The sequence below is a fragment of the Salipiger bermudensis genome (genome assembly GCF_020171625.1).
Lineage (GTDB): Bacteria > Pseudomonadota > Alphaproteobacteria > Rhodobacterales > Rhodobacteraceae > Salipiger > Salipiger bermudensis_B.
The window spans coordinates 79124-98028 of record NZ_JAIUZY010000015.1; the positions used below are offsets into that span (position 1 = coordinate 79124).

General features: G+C 68.8%; 20 protein-coding genes. 11 read left to right on the forward strand and 9 right to left on the reverse strand.

Annotated elements, in window-relative coordinates; translation table 11 throughout:
- Positions 1-24: 24 nt before the first annotated feature.
- Positions 25-1065 carry an aldo/keto reductase gene (locus LCM15_RS20195; RefSeq protein WP_224859628.1) on the reverse strand — a complete coding sequence of 347 codons (1041 nt, stop codon included), beginning with the start codon at positions 1063-1065 and terminating at the stop codon, positions 25-27.
- A 196-nt stretch (positions 1066-1261) separates the two neighbouring features.
- On the opposite strand from LCM15_RS20195, the gene metG reads away from it, so the two are divergent.
- Positions 1262-2974, forward strand: coding sequence for a methionine--tRNA ligase (metG, locus tag LCM15_RS20200; protein ID WP_224859629.1), 1713 nt, complete (start codon positions 1262-1264; stop codon positions 2972-2974).
- A 228-nt stretch (positions 2975-3202) separates the two neighbouring features.
- Entirely contained in the window at positions 3203-4117 is a 915-nt protein-coding gene (gene truB / locus LCM15_RS20205) for a tRNA pseudouridine(55) synthase TruB (RefSeq protein WP_224859630.1), read from the forward strand.
- A gap of 86 nt (positions 4118-4203) precedes the next feature.
- Here truB and LCM15_RS20210 read toward each other — a convergent pair whose 3' ends face one another.
- Both LCM15_RS20210 and LCM15_RS20215 read right to left on the reverse strand, forming a co-directional pair.
- Entirely contained in the window at positions 4204-5025 is an 822-nt protein-coding gene (locus tag LCM15_RS20210; RefSeq protein WP_224859631.1) for an alpha/beta fold hydrolase, read from the reverse strand.
- On the reverse strand, positions 5025-5702 hold the full coding sequence (locus LCM15_RS20215) for a haloacid dehalogenase type II (protein WP_224859632.1): 678 nt from the start codon (positions 5700-5702) through the stop codon (positions 5025-5027). The genes LCM15_RS20210 and LCM15_RS20215 overlap by 1 nt, the downstream gene beginning before the upstream one ends.
- 179 nt (positions 5703-5881) lie before the next feature.
- On the opposite strand from LCM15_RS20215, the gene LCM15_RS20220 reads away from it, so the two are divergent.
- The 5 genes from LCM15_RS20220 to LCM15_RS20240 all read left to right on the forward strand — a co-directional run bounded on the left by LCM15_RS20220 (position 5882) and on the right by LCM15_RS20240 (position 9789).
- A complete protein-coding gene (locus tag LCM15_RS20220; protein WP_224859633.1) occupies positions 5882-6310 on the forward strand; it encodes an FKBP-type peptidyl-prolyl cis-trans isomerase in 429 nt (142 codons plus the stop codon).
- Between the two features lie 509 nt (positions 6311-6819).
- A complete protein-coding gene (gene pcaD / locus LCM15_RS20225; protein ID WP_224859634.1) occupies positions 6820-7608 on the forward strand; it encodes a 3-oxoadipate enol-lactonase in 789 nt (262 codons plus the stop codon).
- A complete protein-coding gene (locus LCM15_RS20230; RefSeq protein WP_224859635.1) occupies positions 7608-8318 on the forward strand; it encodes an alpha/beta fold hydrolase in 711 nt (236 codons plus the stop codon). Before pcaD ends, LCM15_RS20230 begins: the two co-directional genes overlap by 1 nt.
- A gap of 69 nt (positions 8319-8387) precedes the next feature.
- Positions 8388-9341 carry a hypothetical protein gene (locus LCM15_RS20235; RefSeq protein WP_224859636.1) on the forward strand — a complete coding sequence of 318 codons (954 nt, stop codon included), beginning with the start codon at positions 8388-8390 and terminating at the stop codon, positions 9339-9341.
- Between the two features lie 157 nt (positions 9342-9498).
- Positions 9499-9789, forward strand: coding sequence for an ArsR/SmtB family transcription factor (locus tag LCM15_RS20240; protein WP_224859650.1), 291 nt, complete (start codon positions 9499-9501; stop codon positions 9787-9789).
- Between the two features lie 57 nt (positions 9790-9846).
- On the opposite strand, the gene LCM15_RS20245 is transcribed toward LCM15_RS20240, so the two are convergent.
- From LCM15_RS20245 to LCM15_RS20270, 6 genes are all read right to left on the reverse strand, one after another.
- The gene (locus LCM15_RS20245) at positions 9847-11748 is read right to left on the reverse strand and encodes an acyl-CoA synthetase (protein ID WP_224859637.1); all 1902 of its coding nucleotides are present in this window, start codon (positions 11746-11748) and stop codon (positions 9847-9849) included.
- 142 nt (positions 11749-11890) lie between these two features.
- Positions 11891-13105 (reverse strand): class I SAM-dependent methyltransferase, encoded by a 1215-nt coding sequence (locus LCM15_RS20250; RefSeq protein ID WP_224859638.1) that lies wholly within the window; start codon positions 13103-13105, stop codon positions 11891-11893.
- A gap of 62 nt (positions 13106-13167) precedes the next feature.
- Positions 13168-13470, reverse strand: coding sequence for a DUF1992 domain-containing protein (locus tag LCM15_RS20255; protein ID WP_224859639.1), 303 nt, complete (start codon positions 13468-13470; stop codon positions 13168-13170).
- 87 nt (positions 13471-13557) lie between these two features.
- Positions 13558-13989, reverse strand: a complete 432-nt coding sequence (locus LCM15_RS20260; RefSeq protein ID WP_224859640.1) for a MarR family winged helix-turn-helix transcriptional regulator — start codon at positions 13987-13989, stop codon at positions 13558-13560.
- A 322-nt stretch (positions 13990-14311) separates the two neighbouring features.
- A complete protein-coding gene (locus LCM15_RS20265; RefSeq protein ID WP_224859641.1) occupies positions 14312-15874 on the reverse strand; it encodes a bifunctional metallophosphatase/5'-nucleotidase in 1563 nt (520 codons plus the stop codon).
- Positions 15875-16038: 164 nt separating this feature from the next.
- On the reverse strand, positions 16039-16611 hold the full coding sequence (locus LCM15_RS20270; protein ID WP_224859642.1) for a TetR/AcrR family transcriptional regulator: 573 nt from the start codon (positions 16609-16611) through the stop codon (positions 16039-16041).
- A gap of 111 nt (positions 16612-16722) precedes the next feature.
- On the opposite strand from LCM15_RS20270, the gene LCM15_RS20275 reads away from it, so the two are divergent.
- Genes LCM15_RS20275 through arsC form a run of 4 tightly spaced genes read left to right on the forward strand, consistent with a single transcriptional unit; the run spans position 16723 to position 18727 of the window.
- Positions 16723-16941 carry a hypothetical protein gene (locus tag LCM15_RS20275; RefSeq protein ID WP_224859643.1) on the forward strand — a complete coding sequence of 73 codons (219 nt, stop codon included), beginning with the start codon at positions 16723-16725 and terminating at the stop codon, positions 16939-16941.
- A gap of 57 nt (positions 16942-16998) precedes the next feature.
- Positions 16999-17337 carry a DUF952 domain-containing protein gene (locus tag LCM15_RS20280; protein ID WP_224859644.1) on the forward strand — a complete coding sequence of 113 codons (339 nt, stop codon included), beginning with the start codon at positions 16999-17001 and terminating at the stop codon, positions 17335-17337.
- Positions 17334-18392 (forward strand): quinone-dependent dihydroorotate dehydrogenase, encoded by a 1059-nt coding sequence (locus LCM15_RS20285; RefSeq protein WP_224859645.1) that lies wholly within the window; start codon positions 17334-17336, stop codon positions 18390-18392. Before LCM15_RS20280 ends, LCM15_RS20285 begins: the two co-directional genes overlap by 4 nt.
- A complete protein-coding gene (arsC, locus tag LCM15_RS20290) occupies positions 18389-18727 on the forward strand; it encodes an arsenate reductase (glutaredoxin) (RefSeq protein WP_224859646.1) in 339 nt (112 codons plus the stop codon). Before LCM15_RS20285 ends, arsC begins: the two co-directional genes overlap by 4 nt.
- The last annotated feature ends 178 nt before the right edge of the window (positions 18728-18905 follow it).

Below are 18905 nucleotides of genomic sequence, written 5' to 3' on the forward strand. Positions count from 1 at the left end.
TCGCGCCGCCGTTTTCATGTCGGCTCAGTAGGGCAGCGGGTGCGCCTTGTGGGTCTCGTCGAGCGCCGCGAGCAGCTCGTCCGAGAGCGTCACGTCGACCGCGCCCAGAAGGTGCTCGAGCTGCGCCACCGTGGTCGCACCAAAGATCGACGAGGCCACGAAGGGCCGCCGCGCCGACCATGCCAGCGCCATGTGCACCGGGTCGAGCCCGAAGCGCTGCGCCACCTCGAGATAGGCGTCGACCGCCGGGAACACCCGCTCGGACTTGCGCCCGCCGAGATTGCCGTTGAGCGCCATGCGCGAGCCCTCGGGCACCGCCCCGCCCTGGTACTTGCCGGTCAGCAGACCCGCGCCCAGCGGCGAGAACGGCAGGAGGCCCACCTCCTCGTTGCACATCATCTCGGCCAGATCGGTGTCGGCGAGGCGGCAGAGCAGCGAATACTCGTTCTGGATCGAGGCGACGCGCGGCCCGCCGGTCTCCTCGGCGATCCTGAGCCACATCATCGTGCCCCAGGTGCTTTCGTTCGAGAGGCCGAAGGCGCGGATGGTGCCGCGCTCGACCTCGCGCTGCAGCGCGCCGAGCGCGTCGTGCATGTGCTGCACGGTCTGCGCCCGGTCCTGCCCCGACGGGTCGAAGCTCCAGTTCTGGCGGAAGTGATAGCTGCCGCGGTTGGGCCAGTGGAACTGGTAGAGGTCGATGGTGTCCGTCTTGAGCCGCTTGAGCGAGCCCTCGATGGCGGCAGGGATGGTCTCCCCGCTGATCGGGGCGCCGTCGCGCACCATCTGGGAGTCGCCGGTGTGCTTGCTGGCGAGGATCCACTCGTTGCGGCGCCCGGTCTTGGCGAACCAGTCGCCGAGGATCTCCTCGGTGCGGCCGATGGTTTCCGCGCGCACCGGGTTCACCGGATACATTTCTGCGGTGTCCATGAAGTTGATGCCGGCATCGAGCGCGCGCTCGATCTGGGCATGGCCGTCTTCCGGCGGGGTCTGGTTGCCAAAGGTCATGGTGCCGAGGCAGAACTCGGACACGGTCATGCCGGTCCGGCCAAGCGGGTTCATCTTCATCGCGGTCTCCGTGCGTCGATTGTCGGCGCCAACGTAGCGAGCCGCGCCGGGAAGCCAAGGGGCGGCGCGCAAGACCCCGGCCCTGCCGCGGCAGCAGTCGCGATCTGCCCAAGCCCTGCGCAGGCACGGCGCCACTGGCAACGCCGGGCCAGTTCCGCTAAAGCGGCACCAAACCGGACCACAGGACAGGCGATACATGGCACGGCATCTCATCACCTCGGCGATCCCCTACATCAACGGGATCAAGCATCTGGGCAACCTCGTGGGCAGCCAGCTTCCGGCGGATCTCTTTGCCCGCTACCAGCGCGCCCGGGGCAACGAGGTGCTGTTCCTCTGCGCCACCGACGAGCACGGCACCCCGGCCGAACTTGCCGCCGCCAAGGCCGGCAAGCCGGTGGCCGAGTACTGCGCCGAGATGCACGAGGTGCAATCGCGGATCGCCGAGGGCTTCCGCCTGTCCTTCGACCATTTCGGCCGCTCCTCGAGCCCGCAGAACCACAAGCTGACGCAGCATTTCGCCGGCGTGCTGGCCGAACGCGGCCTGATCCGCGAGGTCTCGGAGACGCAGATGTACTCGCCCACCGACGGGCGCTACCTGCCGGACCGCTACATCGAGGGCACCTGCCCGAACTGCGGCTTCGAGGATGCCCGCGGCGACCAGTGCGACAACTGCACCAAGCAGCTCGACCCGGTCGAGCTGATCAACCCGCGCTCGGTGATCTCGGGTGCCACCGATCTCGAGATGCGCGAGACCAAGCACCTCTACCTCTGCCAGAGCCAGATGAAGGATGAGCTCGAGCAGTGGATCGACACCCGCGAGGGCTGGCCGGTGCTCACCACCTCGATCGCCAAGAAATGGCTCAACGACGGCGACGGCCTGCAGGACCGCGGCATCACCCGCGACCTCGACTGGGGCATCCCGGTGAAGAAGGGCGACGAGGACTGGCCCGGCATGGAGGGCAAGGTCTTCTACGTCTGGTTCGACGCGCCGATCGAGTACATCGCCTGCGCGCAGGAATGGGTCGATGCCGGCAAGGGCGAGGACTGGGCGCGCTGGTGGCGCACCGACAAGGGCGCGGAAGACGTGACCTACACGCAGTTCATGGGCAAGGACAACGTGCCGTTCCACACCCTCAGCTTCCCCGCCACCATCCTCGGCTCCGGCGAGCCGTGGAAGCTCGTGGATTACATCAAGTCGTTCAACTACCTGAACTACGATGGCGGGCAGTTCTCCACCTCGCGCGGGCGCGGCGTGTTCATGGACCAGGCGCTCGAGATCCTGCCGGCGGATTACTGGCGCTGGTGGCTTCTGAGCCACGCGCCGGAAAGCTCGGACGCGGAATTCACCTGGGAGAACTTCCAGTCCTCGGTCAACAAGGACCTCGCCGACGTGCTGGGCAACTTCGCCAGCCGCGTCACCAAGTTCTGCCGCTCGAAATTCGGCGAAGTGGTGCCCGAGGGCGGCAGCACCGGTGAGCGCGAAGCGCAGCTGGTGGCCGACCTGACCGCCAAGATCCGCGAATACGAAGAGCACATGGCCCATGCCGAGGTGCGCAAGTCCGCAACCGCACTGCGCGCGGCCTGGGTGCTCGGCAACGAGTACCTGCAGGACGCCGCTCCGTGGTCGACCTTCAAGACCGACCCGGAGACCGCCGCGGCCCAGATCCGCCTGGCGCTGAACGTCATCCGCCTCTACGCGGTGATCTCGCAGCCCTTCATCCCCGACGCCTCGGCGCAGCTTCTCGAGGCCCTGAAGACCGACGATGACAGCTGGCCCGACGATGTCCCGGCGGCGCTCTCCACCCTGCCCGCCGGCCACGCCTTCACCGTGCCCGACGTCACCTTCCGCAAGATCACCGATGACGAGCGCGAGGACTGGCAGACCCGCTTCGCCGGGAAGCGCGACTGATCCGACCCCGTCCCGTCGGCCGCGCGCACCGATAGCCCGGATGCCTCCGACGGGGATATTTTTGGCCAGAAGAAGACAGGGGCGCCGCGCCCGGGCGTCTTCTGGCCGAAAATATCCCGGGGGAGTCGCGGCTTGCCGCGGCGGGGGCAGCGCCCCCGACCATGCGCGATTGACAAGCCACGCGGAGGCTTGCTACCTCGCGCGCCTCATCACATGCGAGGGCAGACCATGGCACGCAAGAAGGGCCGCGACATTTCCGGCTGGCTGATCGTCGACAAGCCGGCGGGCATGACTTCGACCTCGGTGGTCAACAAGGTCCGCTGGGCGCTGGCGGCGAAAAAGGCGGGCCATGCGGGCACCCTCGACCCGGAGGCGACCGGCGTGCTCGCGGTAGCGCTCGGGGAGGCCACCAAGACCGTGCCCTTCATCACCGACGCGCTCAAGGCCTATCGCTTCACCGTGCGGCTCGGTCAGCGAACCAACACCGACGATGCCGAAGGCGAGGTCATCGCCTCCTCCGACGCGCGCCCCGGCGATGACGAGATCAAGGAAGCGCTGCACGGCTTCGTGGGTGAGATCCAGCAGGTGCCGCCGCAGTTCTCGGCGGTGAAGATCGACGGCGAGCGTGCCTACAAGCGCGCTCGTGACGGCGAAACTATGGAGATCGAGCCGCGCCCGCTCTGGGTCGAGGAGCTGGTGATGACCGGCCGCCCCGACGCGGACCATGTCGAGCTGGAGATGACCTGCGGCAAGGGCGGCTATGTGCGCTCGATCGCCCGCGACCTGGGCGAGGCGCTCGGCTGCCACGGCCACGTGCTCAGGCTGCGCCGCATATGGTCGGGCCCGTTCGAGGCCGAGGACGGCATCAGCATCGAACAGGTCGACGCGCTGGCCAAGACGCCCGAGCTCGACGACAGGCTGCTGCCGCTCGAGGTCGGTCTGGCCGAGCTTCCGGAACTGAAATGCACCGCCGAGGGGGCTGCGCGCCTGCGCAACGGCAATCCCGGGATGGTGATCCCCGGAGATGTCGACTACGGCGACGAGGCCTGGGCCTCGTTCGAGGGCCGCGCAGTGGCGGTGGGCGTCTTCAAGGGCGGTGAGCTGCACCCGAACCGGGTGTTCGTGCAGCCCTCGGCCGGTTGAACCCGAAGATTTTTCGAACGAAAAATCTTCTTACCCCGATCTTTCCCGTCCGCCCAAAAGATTTTTCGGACGAAAAATCTTGGCCCTCAGCGCAGCATCGCCAGCCAGCGCGTCAAGGCATCGAGCGCTTCGGGCTCGTCGAGATAGGGAATGTGGCCCCGCCCAGGCACCTCGACTGCGATCATGTCCGGGCGCCGGTGCTGCATCTCGGCAAAGGTCCCGGGCGTCAGCAGGTCGGAATTGGCCCCGCGGATGGCGCAGAGCGGCAGCCCCTTGAGCGCATCGAAGAGCGGCCACATGTCCGCCGCAGGCTGCGCGCCCTCGCCCAGAACCGCGTCGCGCAGGCGCGGATCGTAGACGATCTCCAGCCCGTCTGGCGTCTCGCGGAAGAACTTTTCGACCTCGGCCCGCCAGCGCGTCATCGGAACGCCCTCGAACTGCGTCAGCAGGGTCGAGAACGCGATCGCCGCCTCCTCGAGCGTGCCGAAGGCCGGGTTGCGACCGAGATAGGCCTCGATCACCGCCAGCCCCGCCGGGGCGATCTCGGGGCCGATATCGTTCAGCGCCACGCCGGTCAGCCGCTCCTTGGCGGTGGCGGCGAGCAGCATCGCGATCAGCCCCCCGCGCGAGGTGCCGAGCACCGCGGCGCTCTCGAGCCCGAGGTGGTCGAGCAGCTCCAGCGCGTCGCGGGCCTCGACCGGGACGGTGTACTGGCTGTGATCGCCCCACTCCGACTGGCCCCGCCCACGGTAATCCATCCGGATCAGCCGCACCTGTTCGAGATGCGGGGCTACATAGTCGAAATCCCGCCCGTCGCGGGTCAGCCCCGAGAGGCAGAGCAGCGGCAGGCCCGTGCCCTCGTCGGTATAGTGCAGCGACAGACCGTCCGAGGTGGTGAAATGCGGCATCAGAGTATCTCCGGGATCGTGGTCAGGTCGGTCAGGACGTGGCTCGGGCGCGCCGGCAGCCGGTCCACCGGCACGCCGGCGCGGTTGACCCAGGCAGTGGTGAAGCCATACCCCGCGGCACCAGCCGCGTCCCATCCGTTCGAGGAGACAAACAGCACCTCGGACGGTTCGGTTCCGAACCGGTCGCCGACCATGTCATAGACCGCGCGGGCGGGCTTGAAGACGCCGACCTCCTCGACCGAGAGCACCGCGTCGAGATAAAGCCCGATCCCGGCGCTGTCGACCGCCCCCTCGAGCATGTCCGGCGAGCCATTGGACAGGATGGCGCAGGTCTTTCCCTGCGCCTTGAGTTGCGCCAGAAGCTTCGGCACCTCCCGGTAGGGGGCGAGCTGCCAGTAAAGCGCAAGAAGCTCCTCCCGCAGTTCGAGATCGTCAAGCCCGTGGCGCTCCATCGCCCAGTCGAGAGCATCCTGCGTCACCTGCCAGAACGGCACGTGCTCGCCGGTGATCGCCCGCAGCCAGGAGTATTCCAGCTGCTTGCGCCGCCAGTCCTCGGCCAGCCCGACCCAGACCGCCGCAAGAGCCCCCTGCCCGGGCTGCTCGGCCTTGCGCCGCGCCGCGCTCGCCACGTCGAACAGCGTGCCATAGGCGTCGAAAATGCAGGTGGTGATGGTCATGCAAGCGTCCTCCCGGCGGAAAACTTGCACGGCAACGGCAGTGTTTAAAGGAGAATTCAGGGCGTCCGTTTGCAATCCGGGAAGTGGATGGTTAGCTTTGTGGGGATCGACACGAGCACCCGCCCCCGGCGGCCTCGTCAATTCACGCATTATCTTCCCGAAAAGACACGGAGTTTCTCATGACGCAGGTCAAGACCGGCGACACCGTTCGCATTCACTACACCGGCACCCTGTCCGACGGCACCACCTTCGATTCGAGCGACGGCCGCGATCCGCTGGAGTTCACCGTCGGCTCCGGCCAGATCATTCCCGGCCTCGACAAGGCGATGCCCGGCATGGCGCCCGGCGACAAGAAAACCGTCGAGATCGCCTCGGAAGAGGCCTATGGCGAGGTCCACCCCGAGGCCGTCCAGCAGGTGCCGCGCACCGAGATCCCGGACCACATCCCGCTCGATCTCGGCACCCAGCTGCAGGTCCAGACGCCCACCGGCCAGACCGTGCAGGTGGTGGTCGCCGAGGTGACCGAGACCGAGGTCACCCTCGACGCCAACCACCCGCTGGCGGGCAAGGACCTGACCTTCGACATCGAGCTGGTCGAGATTGCCTGACCGGTGCGCCCGGTGACGGGGGCGGAAGCTTCCGACGGGTGCATTCGAGACACAGAGAGGCCCCGGGGCAGTGCAAACTGCCTCGGGGTCTTTTTTTGTTTAGTCCGCCGGCGGGCCGTATGTCCCGGCGGACCGCCAGGCGGGGCGGTGGGATGCCTCCGGCGGGAGTATTTGGGACATAGAGAAGATCGGGGTGCTGCGCTTTGGCGGGGGACTTCGCTTGGGGTGGCGTGCTCGTCGGGACGGCTCCAGCGGAGCATCCGGTGGGGCGTGGGGACGCCTCCGGCGGGAGTATTTGGGACGTAGAGAAGATGGGGGTGCTGCGCTTTGGCGGGGGGCCTGCGCTTCGGGCGTGAAAAGGTCGGGGCGGGTCCGGCGGTGCATCCGGTGGGGCGGGTGGACGCCTCCGGCGGGAGTATTCGGACGTAGAGGAGATGAGCGCGCTGCGGCTTGGCTTCCCTCGGGAGGCGGGGGACGGTAGGGTCGCCGCGAACGACAGGAGGGTCTCCATGCAGATGGCCGATCTGGGCGGTGTCCGCCTGCATTACCGCATCGACGGACCAGAGGACGGCGCGCCGCTGGTGTTCCTGAACGCGCTCGGCACCGATCTGAGGATCTGGGACCGGGTGGTCGACCAGCTCCCCGAGGGGCTGCGGATCCTGCGCTACGATACGCGCGGACACGGGCTCTCGGATGCGCCCGAGGGGCCCTATTCAATGGGCACTCTGGTGCGCGACGCCGAGCAGCTGATGGCGCATGTGGAGATGCGCGACGCGGTGGTCGTGGGGCTCTCGCTCGGTGGCATGATCGCGCAGGGGCTGGCGGCCAAGCGGCTCGATCTGGTGCGCGCGCTGGTGCTGTCGAACACCGCCTGCAAGATCGGCACGCGGGCGATCTGGGAGCAGCGCATCGCGCAGGTCGAGGCTGGCGGCGTCGCGGCACTGGCCGAGGGCACCCTGCAGCGCTGGTTCTCGGCGCGGTTCCGGGCGACGCCCGAGTTCGCGGTGTGGCGCCACATGCTCGAGCGCAGCCCGGTGCAGGGCTATCTCGGCTGCTGCCACGCCATCGCCGGCACCGATTTCATCACCCCGACCTCCGGACTGCGGCTCGCTGCGCTCGGCATCGCGGCCTCGGAGGACGGCTCGACCCCGCCGGATCTGGTGCGCGAGACCACCGAGCTGATCCCCGGCGCGCAGTTCCAGCTGATCCGTGGCGCCGGGCACCTCGCCTGCGTCGAGGCGGCAGACGCGTATGCAGCGGTGCTGAGCGCGTTCCTGACCGCGCAGGGGCATCTCTGATGGCGCGGTTCCTGCTGGTGCATGGTGCCTCGCACGGGGCGTGGTGCTGGCGCGACGTGGTGCCCGCGCTGATCGCGCATGGCCACGCGGTCACCGCCATCGACCTGCCGTCGCACGGCGCGGACCCGACCCCGGCGGCCGCGATCGGCCTGCAGGACTATATCGACGCCATCCTCGCCGCCCTGCCCGAGCCCGCCCTCGTGGTGGCGCATTCCATGGCCGGAGTCCCCGCCACCGGCGCCGCCGACCGCGCCCCGGACCGGGTGCAGCGTCTGGTCTATCTCTGCGCCTACCGGCCCGAGGACGGTGACAGCGTCGCCGGTCTGCGCCGCGCACAGGCCGAGCAGCCGCTGCTGCCCGCGATCCGCCGCGCCCCCGACGGCGTGACCTTCCGTTTCGATCCCGCCATGGCGCCGGAGCTGTTCTACCATGATTGCAGCACCGCGGATCGCGCCTATGCGCTGGACCGGCTGGTGCCGCAGGCGATCCGCCCGCAGGCCGAGCCGGTCACGCTCACCGGCGCCATCGCCTCTGTCCCGCGCAGCTACATCCTGTGCAGCGAGGATCGCGCGATCCCGCCGCGCGACCAGCGCAGGATGGCAGAGCCGCTGCCGTCGAGCGACGTCCACGAGAGACCGTGGTCGCATTCGCCCTTCCTCGCGACCCCCGAAGCGCTCGCCTCGCTGCTTGCGGACATCGCTGCGTCCTGAGGCGCAACCTGCACTGGCCACGCCACCGGCGCCCCACTATAGGGGGAGCGCCATTCGCAGGAGGACGCCATGACCGCCACGCCATTCGACAGCGCCCATTTGCACAAGCTCTTCGCCGCCGGCGAGATCGGCAAGCTGTTCTCGGACAGCGCCGAGATCCGCGCGATGATGATCGTGCTTGGCACGCTGGCCAAGGTGCAGGGCGCCGCGAGCCAGATTCCCGAGACCGCGGCCAAGGCGATTCACCGCGCTTCGCTCGAGCTGCAAGTCGATCCGCGCGGGCTGGCGGAGCAGGCGGCGCGGGACGGCAGCACGGTGCCGGCGTTGGTCGAGGCCTTTGGCGGCCTGATGCAGGCGCCAGAATACGCCCGCTACCTCGCCCATGACACGCGCCCCGAGGACATCGAGGACAGCGCGCTGATGCTGCGGCTGCGGCAGGCGCTGACGCTCTGCGACGAGGCGCTCAATGCGCTGCTGGATCAACTCGTGACGCTGGCGCGCAGCGACCGCCACCCCTGCGAGGCGCTGACCTGTGGGCGCGCGCTGCTGCCGTTGCGCGACGCCTTGCCCGAGCTGCGCGAGCGCGCGCTCTGCGTCTCTCTTGGCGACAATACGGAGCTGCGCGCGGCGCTGGCCGAGGCGCTCAACCTTGCAGATCCGGGCTGCGACTGGCGCGAAGAGCGCAGCGGCCCGCGGGCCATCGCCGACTGGGCGGCACAGCTCACGCAGGCGCTGACGCTGATCCGTGCGCCGGGCGAGACAGGCACCGAGGCCGCGGCCTTGGCCTCCCTCTGGGTGCACTCCTCGGCGATGCGCAGCATGTTCCCGAGCGCCCAGTGCGGGCCGGCGGCGCGCTTCACCGAATGGCTGGCCCTGCCCCAGCTCATGCTGGGCACGGGGGCCGCCCTGATGCACGCGCGCGCCCTCGCCACGCTGCGAATGGACCGCGACCCGACCGGGCCGGACCACAGGCTCACGCAGGAGGCGCTCGGGCGTTTCGTCGCCGCGGTGGCGCGCGACTAGGCAGGCGGGGTCATCGGGGCGGCACTCGGGCGCTGCCCTCCCCCGCAAACCTTGGCGCGATCTCGCAATCGTTGCGGGACATGCTATATATGCAGCATTCGCAAAGTGAGCCCGCAAAGTGACCGATCAGACCCCTGTTGTCCCCCCGCCGAAGGAAATGGCCGAGAACGCGCGCAGTGCCGCGGCCTATCTCAAGACGCTGGCGCATGAAGGCCGGCTGATGATCCTGTGCCATCTGGGGACAGGCGAGAAATCGGTTGGGGAGCTCGAGCAGTTGCTGGACACGCGGCAGGCCGCGGTGAGCCAGATGCTCGCCCGCCTGCGCGAAGAAGAGCTTGTGACCACCCGGCGCGAGGGCAAGACGATCTATTACAGCCTCGCCAACGCGGACACCCGCAGGGTCATCGGCCTGCTTTACGAGATCTTCTGCGCCCGCGACGCGGGCTGACTCCCCTTTCCGAGGCTTATCCCCCGGGCGGCCTGAGCCGCCCGCGCGGCACGAGGGCTACTCGGCCGCGGTATTGCGGTCCGTGGCCCAGTCCCACGGGCGGGTGAAGGCGCCAAGGCACTGGCGCACCGCCTCCTGCTCTGCGCCGTTGCGGTCGACCTGCGCCACCAGACCACGCTTGCGATCGTCGATCACCTTGACCACCCGCGCCGGCAGCCCCGCCGCCTCGAGCGCGGCGTTGTAGACCCGCTCGATCGCCAGCATCCGCAGCTGCGGCTTGAACACCTTGCCCACCGCGGTCTTCGGAAGCTCGGGCAGGATGGTCATGTGCTTGGGATAGGCGGCGCGCTCGTGGATGTGCACGCGCGCGTGCTTCATCAGTTCATCTTCGGTGACGGTGGCATCCCCCACCAGTTCCACGAAGGCGCAGGGCAGCTCGCCGGCATGGGCGTCGGGCTGACCGATGGCGCCGGCGAAGGCCACCGCCGGGTGCGCCAGCAGCGCCTCCTCGATCTCGGCCGGATCGATGTTGTGGCCGCCGCGGATGATCAGGTCCTTGGCCCGGCCGGTGATCCAGAGATAGCCCTCGTCATCGACGCGGCCCAGATCGCCGGTGCGCAGGTAGATGCCCTCGTGGAAGAGCTCGTGGTTCTTGTCCTCTTCGGTATAGGTCGAGCCGGCATAGACGCCCGGGTTGGCAACACAGATCTCGCCGACCTCGTCGGTGTCGCATTCCCGCGGCCCCTCCGGCGTCTGCTTGACGATCTTGACGTGGGTATAGGGGAAGGGGATGCCGATCGAGCCGACCTTCTTCTTCCCCTCCGGCGGGTTCACCGAGACCAGACAGGTCGCCTCGGTCAGCCCGTAGCCCTCGCAGATGGTGACGCCGCAGGCGCTCTCGAAGCGCTTGAACAGCTCCAGCGGCATCGGGGCCGAGCCGGAGAAGGCCACCTGCACGCTCGAGATGTCGGCGTCGACCTTGCGCTGCATCAGCGCCGAGACGGCGGTGGGCACGGTGATCACGAAGGTGATCTTCCAGCGCTCGCAGAGCTTCCAGAAATTGTCGAACACGCCATCGCCGCGATAGCCAGCGGGCGTCGGGAAGACCACGTGCGCGCCGGAGCAGATCGCCGACATCAGGATCACGTGCACCGCGAAGACGTGGAACAGCGGCAGGGGGCACATGATGTTGTCGTTCTCGTCGAACAGCAGGTTGTGGCCAAGCCAGCCGTTGTAGAGCATCCCCGAATAGAGATGCTGCGCCACCTTGGGCATCCCGGTGGTGCCGCCGGTATGGAAATAGGCCGCGACGCGGTCGCCCTTGCTGTCGGCGAACCCGAGCTCGGTCGGCTGCTTGCGCAGTTCCTTGTTGAAGCACAGCACGTCGGCGTGGGGATGGCCGCCGGGCTTGGGGCGGATCAGTGGCACGATCCACGATTTCGGCGGCGTGAGATACCGGTTGAGGTCGATCTCGAGCACGGTGTGCACATGCGGCGCGTGGCGGCAGGCCTCGGCCACCTTCTGCGACACGTCGGTCTTGGGGAAGGGCTTGAGCGTCACCACCACCTTGGCGTTGGTCTCGCGCAGAATGGCGGCGATCTGCTCGGGCTCGAGCAGCGGGTTGATCGGGTTCACGATCCCCGCCACCGCGCCGCCCAGCAGGGTGTAGAGCGTCTCGTTGCAGTTCGGCAGCACGTAGGCGACCACGTCGGTCTCGCCGATTCCGAGGCTGCGGAACAGGTTGGCCGCCTGCGCCGTGCGGTCGCGCAGCTGCGCCCACGTGATGGTCTCGGCCTTGTCCTTGGGGCCCGAGAACATCTGGTAGCTGACCGCCGGACGATCGGGGAAGGCCGTTGCCGTGCGGCTCAGCTGGCCCCAGAGCGTGGCGGGAACATCGCGTTCCGCCCACGGCATCTCGGCTTCGATCGCGTTGCGGTCGCTCACGGACGCAAAGCTCATGGTGTGGCTCCTCCCTCGAGCCCGGACGGCGCCGGGCGATGTTCTCCTCGCGTCCCAGTCTGAGAAGGAACGGGCCTCGGCGCAAGGCACAGGGACGTTACGGCAGCCCCGTCACGACGCAACGTTCCGACCCCCGCGGCGGTCAGCGGGGCGCCCGCCCAGCCGTTTGGAGCAACCCGGAATAGAGCAAAAGCCCCCAGGGCGCCAGCGCCGCCTCGACCTGCGCCCAGACGGTGCCGAATCCCAGCGCGTCGAAGCGCGCCGCGCGGGCGATCTCGGTCAGGCTGCGGCGTCCGTCGATCGCCGCCAGCACCGGCGCCGCGCCCCGCGGCAGGGTAATCTCGGCGGACAGCTGGCCGATGCGCAGCGGCAGGCTGCGGCCCTGCGCCACGGCCTTGGCGAGCGGCTGGCGCTGCACCCCGCGCAGATGCGGCACGAGGCTGCGGTCGGTGCCTTTCGCGATGGTCGCCTCGCTGCCCTCGGGCACCGCATAGGCGGTGTGCATCCGGATGGTGCCGCGCAGCTTCTCGGCCACCGCCATCTGCTGCGCCCGGTCCATGCCCGCGGGCACCTCGGTGATCTGCGCCAGATCGTAGATCGCCGGCGTGGTGAACGAGGCGAGCGCCCAGCCGGTCTGGCCGAGAATGTCGAGCAGATCGGGCACGCTGAAGGCCCGGTCCTGCCCGTGCAGTAACAGGTCGTAGAAGCCCGCGTCGCTCTTGTGGTGGTCGCCGAGATTGCGGTTGCTGGCGAAGGGGTGCCCCTCGGGCAGCGTCGCGGCGATGGTCTTGGCGCGCTCGAGCCGCTCCGCCGCGGGCAGGCCCTCGAACAGCGCGCCGAACGCCTCCTGCAGCGGATAGACGCCCGAGCGGCCATAGGGCGCGTAGACCATGAAGCCCATCCCGCCCCCGGGCGCCAGCGCCGCGCGCAGGGCGCGGAAGCCCTCGGCCGGGTCGGGCAGATGATGCAGCACGCCGCAGCAGTCAATGTAATCGAAAGGGCCATACTCGGCGGCATCGAGCAGGCTTGCGGTGTGAAAGGTGATGCTGGTCAGCCCGCGCACCTTGGCGCGCGTCTCGGCCACCTCGCGCGAGGCGGTGGAGAGATCGAGATAGGTGATCTCGGCCGCGGCGCCGGCCTTGTCGAGCAACGTGGCGAGCTGGATCAGCCCGTCGCCGGTGCCGCCGCCGGCGACCAGCACCTTCAACGGCTGCGACCAGTCGCGCCGGCCGCGCCACAGGAAGTGATCCATCTCGAGCGGGTGCGACGGGGAGCCGGTGATCAGCCGGGTCTTCTCGTCCTCTGGATCGCGCTCGGGATAGGGATAGGTTTCGTACTGTTCCTTGACGCTGACCATCCGGCACGGCCCTCCTTGATGCGGCCGCGACCCTGACACGGCGCCGGGGGATTGTCCAAGCCTCAGCGCGCCTTGCGGGCGATGGCGATCTTCGCCTCGAGCAGCGACATCTCCTGCATCATGCGCCGCCGTTCGCTGCGGTCGGCGGTCTCGCGCAGCTCCTCGCGCAGCCGTGCCAGCTCGCGCGAGAGCGAGACGAACTCGGGCACCGCGCCGTTGTCCTTGAGGATGCGCGTCATCACCGCGCCCTCGGGATCGTCGCAGGCCGGCAGGGGCTTGCCGGCCCCGGGGAGGTTGTCGAACGCCCCCTCGCCTTCGGCCTTGGCGATGCGGGCGTTGATCAGGTCGATCAGCGGATGATCCATCGGCGACTCCGGAACGGGCACATGGGCCGGGTGGCCCTGCCGGCAAGACTGCTGCAGATCGCCGCGCGTTTCCAGCCCCCGGGCGGCCTACCTGCGCAACGCCGCCACGGCCCGGGCCATGAGATCGAGGTAGAGGCTGCGCTCCTGCGCGCTCATCCCGGCGGTGGCGCGGGCATTGACCGCGTGCGCCTCGGCCTGGGCCGGCCCCTGAAGGTCCCGGGCGCGTCCGGTCAGGTGAATGGTGCGGGTGCGGGCGTCGCCCTCGTGGGCGCGGCGCTCGATCAGCCCGTCGCGCTCCATGCGCTTGAGCGTGTTGGCCATCGTCGCCTGTTCGACATTCAGTCGCTGCATGAGGTCGCGCTGGGTCAGCCCCTCTTCGCGCCAGAGTTCGAGCAGGCATTTGAACTGCGCCGGTGCCAGCCCCATCGGTTTGATGCGCTCGGCCAGCGCCTGGGCGAAGAGCCGAGCCTGGTGATTGGCGAGGTCGGCGGCGGAGCGCGAGGTGTCAAAATCCTTCATGTGCATGGCCTTAGCAGCGGAAGGATCGTGTGGCCATTGGCAGCCCCTTGAGACGTCGCGGCACGGCGTGGCCTTTGTGGAGGGGGCGCTGCCCCCGCCCGCGCAGGGCGCGGACTCCCCCGGGATATTTCAGGCCAGAAGAAGACATGGGCACAGCGCCCCTGGCGTCTCTTCGTCGAAAATACTCCCGCCGGAGGCAGGCCGTCCCCGGCGGCCAGGCGCGGCTTTCGGGAGTCTTCCGGCGATTGGAAGGCCTGGGGCACGAAAAAGGGCGCGCGGACATCATGCCGCGCGCCCGGTTAACGCTCTCGGAGCAGAGCGCTTATTCCGTCACGGTGATTCGGCCATCGGTGTAAGGCGTGTAGGGGGCGTTGGCGGCGAGGTATTCGGCCACCACGTCCGCGAGGTCGGGGCCGAAATCGTAGGCGTTCTCGGCATCGACGAACATCTTGTAGCCGTCGCCGCCATTCCGCACGTAGTTGTTCGATACCGCGCCATAAGTGGCCTCGGGATCGACCGGCTCGCCGCCGACCATGACCTCGGAGATCCGGCTGCCCGCCTCGGCGGAGGGATCGACGCTGAACGACAGGCCAGCCACCTGCGGGAAGCGGCCGGCGCCCTCGTCCATCTGGCTGGCACCGTTCTCGAGCGCCTCCACCAGCGTGGCGCCAGTGATCTGGAAGGTCGAGAGCGTGTTCTGGAACGGCAGCACCGTCAGCACCTCGCCCATGGTCACCTCGCCCGCGTCGATCGAGGCGCGCACGCCACCGCTGTTCTGGATGGCGATCTGGATTCCCTGGTCCTTCACGCGGTCGAGCATGGCGTCGGACACGAGGTTGCCCATCTGGCATTCCATGGCGCGGCACACCTCGCGTGCGCCCTCGATCGGCTCGGAGCTTTCTGCCACCACGGTGGCGCGCATCTCCTCGAGCGGACCCGCGAGCTCGTCCACCCGGGCCTTGGTGTCAGCGTCTTCCTCGACCGAGGCGTCCAGCAGCACGGGGGCGCCGGTCAGCTCGGTGAGTTTGCCGTCTTCGTCGAAGGTCGCGACGACCTCGCCAAGATACTTGCCATAGGCGTAGGCGGTGACGATCGGCGTGTCATTGGCCATCGTCGGATAGGGCCCCTGGGCGTCGTCCATGTCGCCCAGCAGGGTGTGGCTGTGACCGCCGATGATCAGGTCGGCCCCGGTGAGCGCTTCGGCGAGACGGATGTCGGCGTTGAGCCCGACATGGGTGAGCAGGATGATCTTGTTGACTCCCTCCTCGGTCAGGCTGTCGATCTGCGCCTGCGCCGCGTCGATGATCGGCGAGAAGATCACCGCGTCGCCGGGCGAGGAGGTCTCGGGCGTGTCCTCGGCCAGCACCGACACGATGCCGATCTGCTCGCCGCCGGGCTGCAGGAGGACCGACTTGCCGACCCGGCCCGCCAGATCGGGCACACCGCTGACGTCGATATTGGCCGAGAGCACCGGGAACGTGACCTTGTCGAGGAAGGCTGCGAGCCCCTCGGGCCCCTTGTCGAACTCGTGGTTGCCGACGGCCATGGCGTCGTAATCGAGCGCCGTCATGAACTCGGCGGCGAGGTCTCCGCCGTACTGGGTGAAGAACAGCGAGCCCTGGAACATGTCCCCGGCGTCGAGCAGCAGCACGTCGCCCTCGGCCTCGGCGCGGCGGGATTCGACAGCGGAGACAAGGCGCGCGATGCCGCCGAAGCACTCTCCGGCCTCGTTCTCTTCCGGCGCGCAGGTCGAATCGTACTTGCTGATCGGCTCCCAGCGATCGTGGAAATCGTTGGTGTGCAGAATGGTCAGCGAGTACTCGGCACTCGCAGCGCCGGCGGTAAGCGCAAGCGCGGCGGCGCTGGTCAGCAGACGGAAAGTCATCGGGGAAAACCTCTCTGTGGGCGTGTTATGGCAGAAGTGTTGCAACGCTTCCGCGTGCGAGTCAAAGCACGGCTTCACCTGACGCAGCGGCGCCCCGTCGAACCCGGCTGGCGGCGCCCATTCGGCGCGCGGCGATCCGGGCGCGCGCGGGTGTCAGTGGGGCGTCAGCCGGCGGTCCAGCCCCGCACCAGCGTGCGCGCCATGCTGGCGGTATCGGCATCGAGGCGGCCCACCAGAAGGTGCAGCCACGCCATCGCCATCACCGCCCGCGCCATCTCGGCCGCCGGGACCTCGGCGCACAGCTCGCCGCGCGCCCGCGCCCGCTCGAACAGCACCGAAAGGCTCTCGAGCCGCCCGAGCCGGTAGGCCTCCAGCGCCTCGAGCACATCCGGGTCAGACTGCGAGGCCGCGATGATGTGGCGGAAGATGCGGCCTTCCGGACGGCCCCAATGCGCGAAGAGCGTGTCGAGCACCCCCTTCACATCGCCCTCGAGCGTGCCGGTGTCGGGATAGCCCGCGATGCGCTTCTGGCGCTGGTAGACCGCCATCAGCAGCGCGCCGCGGGTCGGCCACCAGCGATAGAGCGTCGCCTTGCCGGCGCGCGCGCGCCGGGCCACCGCTTCCATGGTCAGCCCCGAAATGCCCTTCTCCGCCACCAGCGCCTCGGCGGCGTCGAGCACCGCGGTCTCGGTCTCGGGGTTGCGGCGGGCGCCGATGGACGCGCGTTTTTCGGTCATGGGCAGTGGGTCCGGTGCTTTTGTGACGTCTTACGTCTTTACAAGACCCAAGGCCAGCCCTTACTAGAACGGTACGTTCCGTTTCAAAAGACATCCGCAAAGGACCAGCCCATGTCCGCAGCCCCCCGACCCCCCTCCCGCACCCGGCTCGCGATCTTCGTGTTTCTCGGGGTCTATCCGCTGGTGACGGCCCTGATCTATGCCCTCGCCCCGTTCACCGTGGGCTGGGAGATCTGGCAGCGCAATCTCGTGATGGTGCCGATCATCGTCGTCAGCATGATCTGGGGGATCATTCCCCGCATCCACCGCCATTGCGGCCGCTGGCTCTGACCCACCGCGACGCCGCCGGGGATTGACCGACGGCGCGTTCGCGGTCATCTGGGGATCATGCTGATCTACAAAATCCTGAGGTCCGGTGAATGGGCCGCGCTGCAGGCCGAGGCCGAGACCGCCGGGGCGCCGGTGGACGAGGCCGATGGCTATATCCATTTCTCGACCCTCGCGCAGGTGCGCGAGACCGCTGCCAAGCATTTCGCCGACGAGGACGGGCTCTACATCCTCGCCTTCGAGTCCGACGATCTCGGCGACGCGCTCAAATGGGAGCCGTCGCGCGGCGGCGCCCTGTTCCCGCATCTCTACGGCCCCCTGAGGCTTGCAGACGTGCGCTGGTCGCGCCCGCTGCCGCTGGGCCTCGGCGGCCATATCTTCCCGGATGACATGACATGAGCCTGATCGAACGCGCGGGCCTTGCGGTGCTGCACCGCATCGACCCCGAGGCCGCCCACGGTCTCGCCCTGCTGGCGCTCAAGAGGGGGCTGGCGCCGTCGGCGGGCGCGCTGACCTCCGAGCGCCTGCGCTGCAGCGTTGCCGGTCTTTCGCTGGTCAACCCGGTGGGCCTCGCCGCCGGTTTCGACAAGAACGCAGAGGCGCTGTCGGGGCTGACGAAATCCGGCTTCGGCTTCGTCGAGGTCGGCGCCGCCACGCCGCGCCCGCAGCCCGGCAACCCCAAGCCGCGGCTCTTCCGCCTGACGCAGGAGCAGGCGGCGATCAACCGCTTCGGCTTCAACAATGACGGCATGGAGGCGATCGCCGGTCGCCTCGCGCATCGCCCGCGCGACATGGTTCTGGGGCTCAATCTCGGCGCCAACAAGGACAGCGACGACCGCGCCGCGGATTTCGCGCAGGTGCTGGCCCGCTGCGGCGGCGATCTGGACTTCGCCACGGTCAACGTTAGCTCGCCCAACACCGAGAAGCTGCGCGACCTGCAGGGCAAGGCGGCGCTTTCGGCGCTGCTCGCCGGCGTGCTGGCGGCGCGCGACGGGCTGGAGAGGCCGATCCCGGTCTTCCTCAAGATCGCGCCGGATCTCGACGAGGCGGGGCTGGCGGACGTGGCCGAGGTGGCGCTGGCCTCCGGCATCGACGGCATCATCGCCACCAACACCACGCTCTCGCGCGAGGGGCTGAGCTCGCCCTTCGCGGGGCAGGCGGGCGGGCTCTCGGGCCAGCCGCTGTTCGAGAGATCCACCCGCGTTCTGGCGCGGCTGTCGCAGCTCACCGAGGGCCGGCTGCCGCTGATCGGCGTCGGCGGCGTGGGCTCGGCCGAGCAGGCCTATGCCAAGATCCGCGCCGGCGCCTCGGCCCTGCAGGTCTATACCGCGCTGGTCTTCGGCGGCATGAGCCTCGTGCCCGAGATCGTGCGCGGCCTCGATGCGCTGCTCGAGCGGGACGGCTTTGCCAGCGTCGCCGAGGCGGTGGGCAGCGGGCGGGAGGACTGGCTGTGATCCTCTGGCACAACCCGCGCTGCTCGAAATCCCGCGAAGCCCTCACCCTGCTCGAAGCGCGCGGCGTCCGCCCCGAGATCCGCCGGTATCTCGAAGACGCCCCCTCCTACGACGAACTCAGGGCCGCCCGGACCGCGCTGGCCCTGCCGGCGATCGAGATGATGCGAACCAAGGAGCCCGCCTTCCGCGAGATGGGCCTGAGCAAGACCGCCGACGACGACACCCTGCTGCGCGCCATGGCCGCCGAACCGAGGCTCATCGAACGCCCCCTCGCGATCGAAGGCACCCGCGCCGTCCTCGGCCGCCCCCCGGAAAAGGTCCTCGACCTTCTCTAGGCGCCAGCCAGACGCCCCCGTCTTCTTTGGTTCAAAAATACCTCGGGGGTGAATTGGCGCACAGCGCCAAGAGGGGGCAGAGCCCCCTCTCTTTTTCTCGATTGCGCGCCTGCGGCGCGACAGAGATCGGAAGAGCGTCGTGTAGGGAAAGAGTGTGAATCCGAGTGTAGATCTCGGT